Origin of the sequence: Terriglobus saanensis SP1PR4 (genome assembly GCF_000179915.2) — a bacterium.
In the GTDB taxonomy this organism is placed as follows: Bacteria; Acidobacteriota; Terriglobia; order Terriglobales; family Acidobacteriaceae; genus Terriglobus; species Terriglobus saanensis.
On the sequence record NC_014963.1, the window covers coordinates 3,370,494 to 3,384,862 of the forward strand.

Here is a 14,369-nt window from a genome sequence, read left to right on the forward strand (position 1 = left end):
AGGGAAAGTACATCCATTATGCATTTCCCGTGGAGGATGCTCCGTCCGCAAGACCCGTTCTCTCAGAGAGTGCTTCCATTTCGATGCTGCAATGAATCCGGGTCGAGAGCAAAAAAAAACGGAAGAGCGGGCACATTTGCCGCTCTTCCGCTCGCGCCTGAATCTACCAGTTAGCGCTGAGTCCGAAACGAAGATTTCTCTGGTCCTGCGCGGCGGCGGTAGTCGTCATAAAGCCCGAGTTACTTACGTTCGCATTGGGAGCGGAGAAATGCGGTGTGTTGGTTAGATTGAATGCTTCCGCACGGAAGGTCATCGTCAACCGTTCGTAGAGTGGGAAGGTGCGGAAGAGCCCAGCGTCGAAGTCGACCTGACGAGAAGACCTCAGAGCATTTCGGCTGGAAGTACCGAAACGGGCCGTGGTGACTGCTGCAAAGGAAGAGGGATCGTAGAGGTATTCCCCAGGGCCGCTCGTTCCATACCGCACGATGGGCTTGATCAGATCTGCCGTTTGGGTATTGTCGGGAGCATTCAACGAGGTGGTAGACGCTGTGACGGTAAACGGCCTTCCCGAAACGGCAGAGAATATTCCGTTGGCCTGCCAACCTCCGAACAGAGCGCTTGAAATCCCCGATGTGGCGAAGCGTTGTCCACGCCCAAAAGGCAAGCTGTAAGTGGATGCAAGCTGCAGGTTGTGGGGGATGTCGTATCCGGCGCGCGCATAGTTTTTGGGAATCTGCGATGGCGTGTTGAAGGCTAACTGAGCCCAACCGTCGTTGTCGGTGAAGTTCATCGCCTTGGAATAGGTGTATGCACCTTTAATCGTCAGACCTTTGGCCGCTCTCTTTTCGATCGATGCCTGCAGGCCGTGATAGTTCGCGTTGTAGCGACCATTCCAGGCCCAGGTGATTGCCGTACGCTTGAGAGCCGCCGTGTTGAGCGGCTGTCCTGCCGTACCGCCACCGGGTACGCCCGCATTGACATCGATATCTACAAAGGAATGAATCGTCTGCGTTCCAACGTAAGCGATCGTGGAGAAGAGGTTCCAGGGAAGCTGACGCTGCAAGACGAGATTCCAGGATTCAACGTATCCGCGCTTGATGGAGTTCCCATCGATATAACGTTCCTGCGCCGTGCCGGGAACGGTAAGATTCGGCTGCGTGAAGTCAGGAGTAGCGATGGCCGGGATACCCGAGGACAGGGAGTTAAGTGCGGTATACGAGTTAGCCGAGGTAAAAGTGGAAGAGACCGTCAAGGGATAGAAGCCACGCAGAGGACGTGCCAGCGGAAGCGGATCGATGCTGATACCGTATCCACCACGAAGGACCGTCTTGTCGTCGAGCTTCTGCGCGAAGCCAACACGCGGAACGAAGAGCGTATGGTTCGTGGAGATTCCAAGCCCTTTGGGATTTCCGCCGACTCCACCGAGCGCGACCTGATTGGTCGCGGGATTGAACTCTTCGATACCGCCTCGTCCCGAGCGCGTCATCATGGGGTAGAGCTCATAGCGAACGCCGATGGAGAGAGTAAGGCTTGGCGTTACCTGCCAGCGGTCCTGTGCGTATCCGGCCCACTCGTAGTTATAGGTCGTGAAGTTGGCAAATTGCAGCGTTTCTTTGTCCGATTGAGGAAGACCTAAAAGAAATGCCGCGTAGGAGTTGTACTGCGTCGTTGCAGGGCCTCCGTTGAGGCCCGTGATGCCGCCTACGAAGTTGAACTGTCCTTGCGGTCCACCGTTGCCACCGCCATCCGGTTCATAAAAGTTCATGTGGTGACGAATGACTTCAAAGCCGAAGCGGAAATAGTGCTTCGTGTGCGACCAGCCAACATTTTGCGCAATGGCGTAGGTGTCCTGGTGATAGAGGTAAGGGCGCGTGTCGGTGTCTCCACCGTACTGCGAGTAGCCGGAGATGATGAACTGCGGAGCTCCGCTGTTAAGGATGCTGCCGTTGCCACCGTTCGTTCCCGGAATACCAAGCTGAGTGATCGGAATGGACTGACCGTATCCAAAGCCGTAGACATTGTTTCCGAGGCGGATGTAACCGAGCGTTCCATCCCAGCTAAGGTTTGGGGTGATGACTTTGGTAAAACCGAGATCTGCAACCTGTGTGACGCCATCCGACACTCCGATGTAGCCGGAACAGAGAGGGACGCCGCCCGCGTCGCCAAGTCCGGGAGGACAACCGGTAGTAGCGCGCATAAGGCTGTACTTGGCCCAGAGGCTGGTTCGATCGGAGACGTTGTAGTTGACCTTGGTGTCGTAGTTATCGCGTGTGAGTGACTGCGAACCAGAGTTGGTGTAGTTATTGCTGGTGCCTGCGCCGTTGGGGAGAGGGATGAGCGACTGAATTTTGAGAGCGAATGGGTTCAGGCGCGCTGTGGGAATAACGTTATTGACACCTGCGCTCGAGAGACGTGAACGACCGGTGCCATCCGCGTTTCCTGTCTGCGGATCGTAAAGTGGTGAGCTGTAGGCGCTGAAGTTTCCGGCCCGCTGGTCGGCGGTGGGGACGGTCATGACGGCCGTAGTTCCCTGCCGTTCGCGGGTTCCTTCCCAGCTCTGGAAGAAGAAGATTTTGTCGTGCTTGATGGGACCACCGATGGTGACGCCGTCGATGTTGATATTGGTGAAGGCCTGTTTGCTGCGGTTGAAGAAGTTCCTTGCGGCAACCGCCGAGTTACTGTTCATGGCAAACGCAGAGCCGTGCCACGCGTTCGTGCCGGATTTGGTGATGACGTTGGTGACGATGCCGCCTGCCATGCCACTTTCCGCGTCGAAGTTGTTGGTCGACATATTGACGGTTTGAATGGACTCGGCCGGGGGAATGTACGCCGCGTGATCAGGCAGCCAGAGATAGATGCTCTGAAGACCGTCGACGCGTGTGTCGTTGTTATTGGTATTGACGCCATTGACGTTGACGTCCTGTGAACGCTCCGGGCTTGTCTGGAGAGAGTTTGCGAGGACGCCGGGTGTTGCACCTGGGACAAGATTGATGAGGCTTTGAAAGCTGCGATAGTGGCCTACGGGAAGATCGGTGAGGTCGCTCGCAGTGAGCTCCGTATGGAGATCGGCCTTGTCGGTCTGCAGACCGAGAGCTTGCGCGGAGACAACAACGGACTCGTCCGAGCCACCGACCTGGAGAGGAACGTCTTCGCGAAGAACTCCACCCGCGCTCACGGAGATACCATTTTTGGTATAGGCCTTGAATCCGGCAACGGTGACGTTCATGTTGTATGTGCCCTGCTGGAAATCCGGGCGAAGGTAGTGACCGGCGTCATCAGTCTTGAGCGTGATGACCTGCCCGGTGCCGGGGTTTGTAAAAATTACGGTGGCGTTGGGGATGGCCGCACCGCTGGCATCCTGTACGGTGCCGGAGATCGAGCCGTACAGAACCTGGGAGAGGAGAGTTCTACCGGAAAACAGACCGAGGACGAGCAAGAGGGTCAAGGTACATGCTCGGATACGGATCAGACCGCTTCTGACGAAAAGGCGTTTCATAAGACCTCCTGAAATCGAACATGGATAAAGCCGGTGGAGACAACGCGACAGAATCTGTGGTCCATCTGCCAACTGCCATCCCGGAATGGGATGTAAGAGTGAAGCGCTTGCGGCTCTTCCGGCCGCATTCCTTTTGCTCTTTTGCTACCTCTGTAGGTTTCAAAGGAAACTTCAGCAGAGCGATGCCTTACGTCTTGCGGGGGATATTGGCGTAAGTTAGCATGCAACCGCTTGCATGTAAAGAAACAATTTGCTGGAAGTGAGAGATTTCTTCCTGAGCCATTCTTAGGCGCCTACAGCCTTCAGACGGGGGCATCCCTTCCTTGGCGGCCTCAAATCCGGAGTTAGGGGGGTCAAGTATTCCTGGCTCCGATATTTGCGGACTTAGCCACGAGAAATCCACGAAAGTGGAGGCCCAGGCCACAATTCTGCTGCCTTCGCCTCAAAGAAGAGTTTGACCTGCAACCGCTTGCATGATAGCGTCTCACCCAACGCACACGCTGCACAAACCGCGTGTGTCTGCCTCACACTCTCTTCAACGACCCCTGAGAATTTGTATCGGCGGAGGAACAATGATCTCTAGACGCACCTTTATCGACGGTCTTGCTGCGGGCGCGGCGACGGTTGCAGTGGCCACATCGGCCAAAAGCTACGCGCAGATACTGGGCGCAAACGAGCGCGTCAACTTTGCCATCGTCGGTACGAACTCGCGCGCTCTTGCTCACTTGGCCGGACTGAAGGCAAATGCAGGCAAGTGCCAGATTACCCATCTGTGCGATGTGGATTCGAGGAACCTGACCAACTTTGCTGCGAAGACGAAGGCAGCACTCGGATATTCTCCTGCAACGACGGGCGATTTTCGCCAGGTTCTGGAAGCCAAGGATGTGGATGCTGTGACGGTAGCCACACCGGACCACTGGCATGCGCCGATGGCGATCCTGGGACTTCGCGCAGGCAAGCATGTCTATGTCGAAAAGCCTTCGAGCCACAATCCTCGCGAAGGCGAACTGCTGGTCGAGGCGCAGAAGAAATATGGAAAGCTGGTGCAGGTGGGCAACCAGCACAGGTCTTCCGCCCATGAAGCGAAGATGGTGCAACAGATCCACGAGGGCCGTATCGGGCACGCGTACTTTGGCAAGGCCTGGTATGCGAATACACGCGCATCCATGGGTGTCGGCAAGGTAGTGTCGGTACCACCGGAGTTGAACTGGGACCTGTGGCAGGGGCCTGCGCCCCGGTCGGAGTACAAAGACAACATCCATCCCTACAACTGGCATTGGCTGCGGCGATATGGCACGGGTGAGGCCCTGAATAACGGAACGCATGAGACGGATGTATGCCGATGGGCATTGGGTGTGGGCTACCCGGAACGCGTGGGTGCACAGGGCGGTCGCTATCAGTTCAAGGACGACTGGGAGTTCTACGACACGCTGGTTGTGACCTTGAAGTATCCGGACAAGATGATCAGTTGGGAAGGCAAGAGCTGCCAGGGGATGAAGTACTACGGACGCGATCGCGGCGTATTGATCCAGGGCACAGAAGGGTCTGTCATCCTGGCCCACGATGGATACGAGGTCTACGACTGGAAAGGCAATAAAACCGACGAGTACAAGCTGGGCAGGGTTGCGAAGAGCAGCGATCTGTTGAGCCAGGACGAGATGACGGATGAGCACTTCGCGAACTTTATCCGTGCCATCAGGACGGGCGAAAAGCTGCACTCGGATATCCACGACATCAACCTCTCCATCACTTCCCTGCAACTGGCCAATATTTCGTGGATGGTGAATCGAGAGCTGGACATCGACACAACGACCGGGCATGTGAAGAACGATGCCGAGGCGATGAAGCTTTGGGGACGCTCCTACGAAAAGGGCTGGGAGCCAAAGGTGTAAGACGGTTGCAGTTTCGGGCAGATCCACGGATGGATCTGCCCCTTCTTTCGACGTGTTGCAGGTAAACAGGATTCGGAACGATAAAGGAGCTCGCATGCAGCGCAGATCTTTTCTGAAGAATGCTTCGATCGTCACACTTGGCTCCATAGCATCGCGTGCAGCTCTTGCTGCTCCTGCTGCTCCTGCTGCTCCTGCAAAGCCTCCCCGTATTGCCTTTGGCGGCATCAGCATTGAGTGCAGCACGTACAGCGAGCTACGGACGCACATGGAAGACTTCACGGTCACAAAGGGCGAAGCGCTGAGTTCGTCTCCGACATTCGCCTTTCTGAAACGCTATCCCGTCACCTTTATGCCTACGTTGAGCGCCGTGGCTGTGCCCGGCGGACAGGTGGAGCGCGCCACCTACGATGCGATCAAAGGGGACTTCTTGGCGCGTCTGACGGCGCTGCTTCCGCTGGATGGACTGTATCTTCCGATGCATGGCGCGATGTCGGTGGAAGGCATGTATGACGCCGAAGGCGATTGGATGGAGTCGGCAAGAAAGGTCGTTGGGACGAAGTGTTTGATGTCTGCAAGCTATGACCTGCATGGCAGTGTGAGCCAGCGAGTGATCGACAATATCGATCTATTTTCGGCCTTCCGAACCGCGCCGCATATTGATCGCGAAGAGACGATGATCCGTGCGACCGACATGCTGGTGCATTGCCTCGAGAAGAATATCCACCCCACGCTGATGTGGGCTCCCGTGCCTGCGCTTGTTTCAGGAGAGATTAGCAGCACAGAATGGGAGCCGGGCAAGCATCTCTGGGCGCAGCTACCGGCAATGAACAAAGAACCGGGCATCCTGGATGTCTCGATGCTCGTAGGCTATATGTGGGCGGACGAGCCACGCTCGACGGCGTGCGTCGTCGTCACCGGAACGAATCCTGCAAACGAAGAGAAGGTCGCCCTGAACCTTGCGCAGCAATACTGGGATGCACGAAAGATATTCCAATTTGGATCGGCGACCTGCACTTTGAAAGAGTGCGTTCAGCAAGCCATTGCTGCGAAGACGCAGCCTGTGATCCTTGCCGACTCAGGCGATAACGATACGGCGGGCGGCGTAGGTGACCGCGCCGACATGCTCGAAGAGCTTCTTCGGGTGAAAGCAAAGAATGTAGTGCTTGCGGGCATCGCCGATCGAGCGGCAACCAATGCCTGCTATGCCGCGGGCGTGGGTGCGACACTTCCTCTCTCCATCGGCGCCACCCTGGATTCGCATGCCAGCAAACCGGTGAAGGCACAGGCTAAGGTGAAGTTTCTTTTGCCTGCAACGGACCCACTCCTGCGTGAAGCGGTGGTCCAAGTAGAAGGCATCACGCTGGTATTAGGCGCGCGACGTCGGCCTTATCACGACATCATCGACTTCACCCGGCTAGGACTGGAACCGAAGTCATTCTCCATCATTGTGGTGAAGTCCGGCTATTTATCTCCCGAGTTGAAGCCAATCGCAAACCCCAGCTTGATGGCGCTCTCGGATGGTTCCGTGATCCAGGACTATGCTCGCCTGGGCAATCACCATCGCAAGCCGCTGTATCCGTTTGTGCCGGATTTGGCCTTCACACCGAAGGTGTATCTGTCGGCACGCAGTAAAGCGTAAGTCGGATCACGCCGAGGTAGGATTTTCCGGCAGAGGTCTTGCTGGTCGGATGAGAAGCTTGAGGCAAACCGTCGCAGCAATGGGCAGCAGACCTGCCACAAGAAATGCCGGGCGATACGAGAAGCGGTCGACCGTAACACCGATGACGAAGGTGAAGAAGACACTTGCGAGTCCCGCCGCGAATCCACTAAAACCCGTGACAGTGCCTACAACGTCCTGCGGAAAAAGATCCGAGGGCAGCGTGAGCCCCATCGTGGACCAGCTCGCGTATCCCCATAGAGCGAAGCAGATGAGAATGAGCGCACTGTGTGCGCTGTCTACGCGTGCAGCGGGAATACCAGCCAGGATGGGAACACAACTGATGACGCAGACCCAGAAGCGCGCCTGAAAAACCGTCATACCACGACGAACAAAGTAGCTGGAGAGATAGCCGCCCGTGAAGTTTCCAAGGTCTGCCGCCACAAAGGGCATCCACGCAAAGAGCGCGATTTGTTTGAGACTAAACCCGCGCGCGTCGCTGAGATACTGCGGTAGCCAGAAGACGTAGAACCATCCAATCGGATCGGTGAGTGCACGACCGAGGACGATTCCCCAGACATTGCGGTCCTTCAGAAGATAGGTCCAGCGCGAGATCCCTGTGCGCTGGATGACTTCAACGCCTTCATGACCTGCGCGAATGAGAGCGACCTCTTCCGGCGATACGCGCGGGTGACGGTCGAGAGGGTGATACACGTAGAGCCAGAGAAAGAGCCACACGAAGCCAAGTCCACCCGAAAAGACAAAAGACCATCGCCAGCCAAAGACAATTGCGATCCACGGAATGACGATGGCTGCCAGTGCACCACCCACGCTGGAGCCGCTATCAAAGATGGCAACGGCCACGCTGCGCTCTTCGTTGGGAAACCATTCGGCTACGGTCTTACTCGCCCCCGGCCAGTTCAAACCTTCGCCGATGCCGAGCATGAATCGCATGGCGGCAAAGCCTGCAACCGAGCGTGCGAAACCCATGGCGATATTGACCGCAGACCACCAGATGACTGCGATGGTAAGGCCGATCCGCGTTCCTACGGCATCGAGAAAGATGCCACCCAGCAACCAGGTAAGGGCATAAGAGAGTTGAAAAGCACCGATAATCTTCGCGAGGTCCGCATGCGAGAGATGGTACTGCGATGCAATCATGGGCGACAGAACGGAGAAGGTCTGCCTGCTGATGTAGTTAATCGTGGTGGAGCAGAAGAGCGTCCAGACGATCCACCAGCGTGTGCGTCCAACGCTGCTGGATTTGCCTGAAGACGGAGCGAACGGTGCGTTGCCCGCGCCGGAAACTTTCATGCTTTCCCCTGTCGTTCCGTATGGAAGAGTTCTATTTTAGTGAGACAGAGGGCTAATCAACGCTAAGATAATTTCCAATTTCCGCTGCAGCTTCCTCATCGAGATAGAGCACCGTGCCAGGGTGTTCCCGCAGGATCGTTGCAGGGCATGCAGTAGAAATAGGCTCTTCCAGTGTGCGTCGAACGATGCTGGCCTTACGGCTTCCGGGAACGGAGACAATAAGCGTTGGAACGCGAAGGATCGTCGGAATCGTGATGGAGATAGCCTCGGCTGGCACCTCGGCCGGGTTGGCAAACCATCCCTCCGCAGTCTGCTGTATGCGGCACGTGGCATCGAGCGGGACAACTTTAACGTCGAGCGGATCGCTGAAGTCCGCGACACCGGGATCGTTAAAGGCAAGATGCCCGTTTTCACCGATGCCGACCATGCAGATCTGCGGCGGTATAGAGCGCATCTCCTTCGCATAGGTAGCACAGACTTCCTCGAGATTAGCTGCGGTGCCATCGATCTCAAAGAACTTTTGCATGCCGACTTTTTGGGTTAGATTTCGGCGAAGATATCCGCGAAACGACGCAGGATGTTCCATGGGAAGGCCTACGTACTCATCCATATGAAAGCCCACGACCTGCTGCCAGGGTAGACCTTCTATTCTGGTAAGAGCGTCAAGGGTCGCGAGTTGCGAGGCACCCGTCGCGAAGATAACAGATACGATTTTTCCCACTTTACCGAACCGGAGAATTTCTTTCGCAGTTGCCAAGGCCGCGGCTGCTCCCATGGCTTCCCGCGTGGGATGAACTTCCACTCTCATCTCTCCGACTTTGCCATAGCGCACTTGTGTGGCTTCGATACTCATTCTTTAGAAGCTCCTCTGAGGATTGCTGCATGGGTGGCCAGTTCTAACGGAGACGAAAGATTTCTTGAAAGCGAGGCATGGCTGCCTGCGTCACAACAGCCAGATCCTTTGAATACGTGACTCGCGCACAGACTGTCAATCGTTTTCACGTATTCGAGAAATTTTTCTCATCGAATCGGCCGCAGAGCCAACATAATGACAGATCCTTGCCATAAAAGTGCGATTATTCATTTAGATGGCGAATTTTGCGGAGTATATTTGTACACGGTTTACGAGAAAATATTGCTCCAAAGTGTGGTTTCAAAATGACGAAGCAAGCAAAGACGAAGATTGGATTGCGTGAGATTGCGGCGCTGTCCAAGGTGAGCGTGGCCTCGGTTTCTCGCGTTTTAAATGGAAACAGCCGCGTCGATCCGGCAATCCGGAAGGTGGTTTTAAACGCGGCCGCCAAGCTGGAAGTCGATCTCTCGAAGAGAAACAAGGCCAAGACGCTGGCTTTTCTCCTGAGCAATCGGGTCATGCTCCATCCGTTTCATTCGCGCGTTCTGAGTGGCGCCGAGGCCCACTGCGCCGCAAACGGCTGGGACATGGTGTTTCTTTCGTTCAACTACTCACCGAATACTCCGCCGGAGGAGTTGCACCTGCCAAAGGTGGTGCAGCGACGCGACGTGGTGCGTGCGCTGATTCTGGCGGGAACAAATTCGGCCAATCTTACCGATCTTCTGGACCAGAAGGGCATTCCGTACGTGGCACTGGGCAATAACATCCTGAACGCGTCGGAAGATTCGAAGAGCGATCTGATCTTCTCCGACGACACGCAGGGTGGAGAGGACATGACGCGCTATCTGATCGGTCTGGGACATCGTCATATCTGGTTTGTCGGGAACCTGCGGCTTCCATGGTTCGCGCGTTGCTTTGAAGGACATAAGCGCGCCATGGAGCAGGCCGGGCTGGAGGTCCGTTACACGACGACGGACTCAGAAGATGACAAGGAAGTTGGGTATCTCGGGACCAAATCCTTGTTGTCACGCGGCGAACCCGTGACGGCCATCTTTGCCGGAAACGATCCGACGGCGCACGGTGCGTATCGCGCGCTGCGGGATAGTGGACGACGCATTCCGGAGGACGTCAGCGTCGCCGGATGCGATGACACAATCGGCGCGTGGCTTTATCCGGGACTGACAACCCTGCGCGAGTTTCCCGAACAACTCGGCAAGCAAATGGTGGAGCTCGTATTGAACCGCATCGCACAACCGGGACTGGAGCCTCAGCGCGTTGTCCTTCCCACGGAACTGATACGACGAGAGTCCTGCGGCCCCATTGCTGCAACTACCGGAGCAAGCGTTAAGCTGCCTGAAGCAACCAAGCGTACCGAACGTCATGCCGTAAGTGCACGCAAGTAAAAGTCTGCTTCGGGGCGCGAATGCTTCTCGATATCCTTGTCCTCAGAAAGTTGCTGCATGACGAAGCCTGCATCTGCTGGAATCTTTTATGGATGGTGGATTGTAGGAGCGGCTTTCCTTAATCTATTTTGCGCCGTAGGCATTATTTACTACGGTTTCCCCGTCTTTTATCCCGCGTTCGTCACCTCTCTTGGATTTACGCGGGCAGAGGTGACACAGGGATTTTTGCTGGGTTTCCTTGTGATCGGTCTTCCCTTCGGACTTCTTGCCGGGGTGCTGATCGACAGGATCGGCACGCGTTGGGTGATTCTTTCCGGCGTAGGGCTGGTGGGACTTCCACTCATCGGAATGGGTTTCATGAACCATTTCTGGCAGTACCAGCTCCTGTGCATCTTTGAGGTGATCGGGTACACACTGGCAGGACCGATTGCGAACCAGGTGCTGGTCGCGCACTGGTTTCATACGCAGCGCGGGCGGGCTATGGGATATGCCTACCTGGGATTGGGTCTGGGAGGCGCGGTTTCTCCACCCACGATGAACTGGCTTCTTCATCACTTTGGCTGGCGGCATGCGCTGGAGATGGTGGGTGCGACGATTCTTCTTGTGCTGTTTCCAACCGGTTTCTGGGTAACCCACTCGAAGCCTGCAGACCTTGGGCTCTATCCCGATGGGGCACTCGTCCCTGTGCCGCGGGAGGTCCACACGGCGGCGGACCTTTCCACCCTCGGCGCAATGAAAGTGGCGTTCAAGGACAAAAACTTCTGGCTGCTCGTTGCAGGATCCGCACTCGTCATCGGAGCCTTGAATGCCGTGATCCAGCACTTCATCTTCTTCCTGATAAGCCGCGGGTACACTTCCGCGTCCGCATCGAGATATCTATCGATGCTTCTGATTGCGAGTCTTGGAGGGCGCGTGGTGGTTGGGTATATCGCCGATCGCTTCAAGCGAAAGAACACCATGGCCGGGTTTTACTTTCTGCTGGGCGCTGCAATTCCACTGCTCTATCTCGCACACCAACCATTGATTGCCGCAACTTTTGCCTTACTCTTCGGCTTCTCCATGGGAGCGGACTACATGTTGATTCCCCTGGTCACGGCCGAGTGTTTCGGCGTCGCTTCGCTGGGAAAGATCCTGGCGCTCGTCATCATGGGATATTCGATTGGCCAATGGATCGGGCCATGGGTAGCAGGGCGTATCTTCGACGCACACCACAGCTACGATCCGGCATGGAAGGTAATGTCGATTGCCGCGCTGCTGGGATCTGTGGCGATCTATAGCATCTCAAAGAAACCCGTCGTAATAGCCGAGTAGCTCTAGTTTTCCGGCAGACTCCACACATAGAGCATGTCGCCCACGCCTGTGGCGACATACTGCTTTCCATCCAGCATGTATGTCATGGGCCCGTTGCTCATGTTCGCTCCTCCGCGCGTGTGCCACAACAGGCCGCCATTGGTTGGATCGAGTGCGAGCAGGTTGCCAAGCGCATCGCCGGTGAAGAGAACATGGCCTGCCGTAGTGAGAATCCCGGAAGAGTTGACACCCGCGCCACTGGCCCGCGTCCACTGCACTTTGCCAGTCTGGTAATCGATCGCAATCAGCTCCGAGTTGGTCGTAAGGCCAATGGAAGCTCCTCCCTGATGGTCTTCGGGTTCATTGTTCTCATCAAGAACCAGGTGCCAGTAGCTGTATCCTTTCACCGCAGAGACATAAAGCATCTTCGTCTCCGGATCGAAGCTCGGAGGCATCCAGCTGGTGGCACCGATGAAGGTTTGATGAACCAGTGCACCGTCTAACTGGGGCTCCTTCATTGGATCGGGGATGGGTCTTCCCTTCGAATCAATGCCTGTGGTCCAGTTGCTGGGCACGAAGGGACTGGTCAGGAGGTTCTCACCCGTCTGCCTGTCGAGCAGGAAGAAGAATCCGTTGCGACTAGCCTGCGCGAGCATCTTGCGCGGCTTGCCTTTGAAGTCTCCGTCGAAGAGGATGGTCGTTTCTACGGCGTCGAAGTCGTGTGTATCGTGCGGTGAGACCTGGAAATACCAGACGATCGCGCCTGTATCTGGATTGATCGCGAGGATACAACTGGTGAAGAGGTTATCGCCCTTTCTAGCAAGACCGTCCAGCACTGGATGAGGATTGCCTGTTCCCACATAAACGAGATTGAGCGCGGCATCGTACGTTCCACTAAGCCACATGGGACCACCACCGTGGCTCATACTCTTTGCGTCGGGCCAAGTCTCCGATCCGGGCGCGCCGGGTTTTGGAAGGCTCTCTGTCCGCCACTGTTTTGCGCCTGTCTCCCAGTCGCGCGATTCAAGAAAGTGTGGGACGTTAGCCTGGTCGCCCGAGGTCCCGATGAGTACGTGGCCCTTCACCACGATAGGTGCAGCACTGAGGTAATAACCGAACGTCTTGTCTGCAATCTCAACGTCCCAGAGCTGTTTGCCATCTTTAGCGCGGATGCATACGAGATGCGCGTCGGGCGTTCCGAAGTAAAGCCTGTCTTGATAGAAGGCGACTCCACGTTGGCCGATATGATTTCCGACGGAGATGCGCGTGTGCTGCCAGACCTGCTGGCCCGAGCGCGCATCGATGGCCCACACCTTATCGGGTGCGGTGAGATACATAATTCCGTTGACGACCAAAGGCGTGCCTTTGAGCTGAGGCCCATGCGTGGGAAAAGCCCAGGCGAGCGTTAACGACTTCACGTTCTCGCGATGGATCTGCTTGAGCGTACTGAAGCGTCTGCCGGAGATATCCCCGTTATAAGTTGTCCACTCTTCACCAACGGACGGGGTGGAGTTTGTCGCGACGCTCGCAGCGACAGGGCGCTTGATTGTCTTTTGGGCGGATAGACAAGGTATGCCTCCAGCTAACAGAACTCCCGCTCCGATGAACTTACTGGAGCGTTTCGAGATACGCAAAAACATTATGAATTTCCTTGTCTTGATACCGTGCCAGAAGATCGCGATGAGCATGCAAGGGATCGTCGACCATCACCTTGACTCCGTGTTTGAGCGTCCAGGATCGATATGTTCCGGTGTTGTCCATGAGCGATACGTAGAACGGATCCAGGTGGAGTAACTCTCCGTGAACCTTCTCTCCCGAAGGGAATACTACGGTCGCGGTTTCATGCGCCAGCGTCGGATAGAGCAACCTGCCTTCGAGTTCAAGTGCCGAATATTTCTTAGCAACTCCCTTGAGGTCTCCTGATTCAGAATGGCAGTCTGCGCACCTACCCTCGCCGGAGAAGAACGTCTTCCCTTCTTCGACACTTCCGGTAAGCAGGCGCTTGGCCGCAAGACCGCGCGCCGGACCGCTGGCGGAAGCGCGATTGTCGTACGCGGTGACGATCGCATGCAGAAAGGCGCTAAGGTCAGCGATCTGTCCGTCCGTCAAATTCGGAAAGGGAGGCATGCCCTTGGCGATCCGTCCGTTACGCACGACATCGCCGATGAGATTTCCATTTTCATCATGCCGGACGAGAGAGGAGTCGATGAGGCTTGGACCGGATGCACCCTTCCCCTCCGATCCATGACACATCGCACAGGTGGCCTTGTACTGTGCCATACCTCGCGCTGCATCTTCCTGGACAAGCGGATTTGTCTTGGGAGCACGTCGTTCCTGCGCTATGTTTGCGACCGACCCCAAAAGACAGAGGCCAAGACAAAGACCCCATACGGCCAGACGATGCCGCATTGTGCGCGACTTTTGAAAAAATCCTGCGAGATTCATGACACTCCAAAAAGCGCGG

9 protein-coding genes are annotated in these 14,369 nt (G+C 56.1%); 4 read left to right on the forward strand and 5 right to left on the reverse strand.

What is annotated here, in order from left to right; genetic code table 11:
* Window positions 1-163 precede the first annotated feature (163 nt).
* Window positions 164-3,496 (reverse strand): TonB-dependent receptor, encoded by a 3,333-nt coding sequence (locus ACIPR4_RS13565; protein WP_013569233.1) that lies wholly within the window; start codon window positions 3,494-3,496, stop codon window positions 164-166.
* A 572-nt stretch (window positions 3,497-4,068) separates the two neighbouring features.
* On the opposite strand from ACIPR4_RS13565, the gene ACIPR4_RS13570 reads away from it, so the two are divergent.
* Together ACIPR4_RS13570 and ACIPR4_RS13575 are read left to right on the forward strand one after the other, a co-directional pair.
* Window positions 4,069-5,388, forward strand: a complete 1,320-nt coding sequence (locus tag ACIPR4_RS13570) for a Gfo/Idh/MocA family protein (RefSeq protein ID WP_013569234.1) — start codon at window positions 4,069-4,071, stop codon at window positions 5,386-5,388.
* Window positions 5,389-5,482: 94 nt separating this feature from the next.
* Window positions 5,483-7,027: a M81 family metallopeptidase gene (locus ACIPR4_RS13575; protein ID WP_013569235.1), complete on the forward strand. Its 1,545-nt coding sequence runs from the start codon at window positions 5,483-5,485 to the stop codon at window positions 7,025-7,027.
* 6 nt (window positions 7,028-7,033) lie between these two features.
* On the opposite strand, the gene ACIPR4_RS13580 is transcribed toward ACIPR4_RS13575, so the two are convergent.
* Window positions 7,034-8,359: an MFS transporter gene (locus ACIPR4_RS13580; protein WP_013569236.1), complete on the reverse strand. Its 1,326-nt coding sequence runs from the start codon at window positions 8,357-8,359 to the stop codon at window positions 7,034-7,036.
* A 52-nt stretch (window positions 8,360-8,411) separates the two neighbouring features.
* A complete protein-coding gene (locus tag ACIPR4_RS13585) occupies window positions 8,412-9,212 on the reverse strand; it encodes a 6-phosphogluconolactonase (RefSeq protein WP_013569237.1) in 801 nt (266 codons plus the stop codon).
* A gap of 305 nt (window positions 9,213-9,517) precedes the next feature.
* On the opposite strand from ACIPR4_RS13585, the gene ACIPR4_RS13590 reads away from it, so the two are divergent.
* Both ACIPR4_RS13590 and ACIPR4_RS13595 read left to right on the forward strand, forming a co-directional pair.
* On the forward strand, window positions 9,518-10,615 hold the full coding sequence (locus ACIPR4_RS13590; protein WP_013569238.1) for a LacI family DNA-binding transcriptional regulator: 1,098 nt from the start codon (window positions 9,518-9,520) through the stop codon (window positions 10,613-10,615).
* A 57-nt stretch (window positions 10,616-10,672) separates the two neighbouring features.
* Window positions 10,673-11,926 carry an MFS transporter gene (locus ACIPR4_RS13595; RefSeq protein ID WP_013569239.1) on the forward strand — a complete coding sequence of 418 codons (1,254 nt, stop codon included), beginning with the start codon at window positions 10,673-10,675 and terminating at the stop codon, window positions 11,924-11,926.
* A gap of 2 nt (window positions 11,927-11,928) precedes the next feature.
* Here the strand turns inward: ACIPR4_RS13595 and ACIPR4_RS13600 are convergent, their stop codons facing one another.
* Both ACIPR4_RS13600 and ACIPR4_RS13605 read right to left on the reverse strand, forming a co-directional pair.
* Window positions 11,929-13,545, reverse strand: a complete 1,617-nt coding sequence (locus ACIPR4_RS13600) for an acido-empty-quinoprotein group A (protein WP_013569240.1) — start codon at window positions 13,543-13,545, stop codon at window positions 11,929-11,931.
* Window positions 13,514-14,350: a c-type cytochrome gene (locus ACIPR4_RS13605; RefSeq protein WP_013569241.1), complete on the reverse strand. Its 837-nt coding sequence runs from the start codon at window positions 14,348-14,350 to the stop codon at window positions 13,514-13,516. Before ACIPR4_RS13605 ends, ACIPR4_RS13600 begins: the two co-directional genes overlap by 32 nt.
* Window positions 14,351-14,369: the final 19 nt, after the last annotated feature.

Bases quoted from the DNA above. Each gene is read 5' to 3' on its own strand.
- ACIPR4_RS13580 (WP_013569236.1), bottom strand. From the start codon at position 8,359: ATGAAAGTTTCCGGCGCGGGCAACGCACCGTTCGCTCCGTCTTCAGGC.
- ACIPR4_RS13595 (WP_013569239.1), top strand. From the start codon at position 10,673: ATGACGAAGCCTGCATCTGCTGGAATCTTTTATGGATGGTGGATTGTA.
- ACIPR4_RS13575 (WP_013569235.1), top strand. From the start codon at position 5,483: ATGCAGCGCAGATCTTTTCTGAAGAATGCTTCGATCGTCACACTTGGC.
- ACIPR4_RS13565 (WP_013569233.1), bottom strand. From the start codon at position 3,496: ATGAAACGCCTTTTCGTCAGAAGCGGTCTGATCCGTATCCGAGCATGT.
- ACIPR4_RS13605 (WP_013569241.1), bottom strand. From the start codon at position 14,350: ATGAATCTCGCAGGATTTTTTCAAAAGTCGCGCACAATGCGGCATCGT.
- ACIPR4_RS13585 (WP_013569237.1), bottom strand. From the start codon at position 9,212: ATGAGTATCGAAGCCACACAAGTGCGCTATGGCAAAGTCGGAGAGATG.
- ACIPR4_RS13570 (WP_013569234.1), top strand. From the start codon at position 4,069: ATGATCTCTAGACGCACCTTTATCGACGGTCTTGCTGCGGGCGCGGCG.
- ACIPR4_RS13600 (WP_013569240.1), bottom strand. From the start codon at position 13,545: ATGTTTTTGCGTATCTCGAAACGCTCCAGTAAGTTCATCGGAGCGGGA.
- ACIPR4_RS13590 (WP_013569238.1), top strand. From the start codon at position 9,518: ATGACGAAGCAAGCAAAGACGAAGATTGGATTGCGTGAGATTGCGGCG.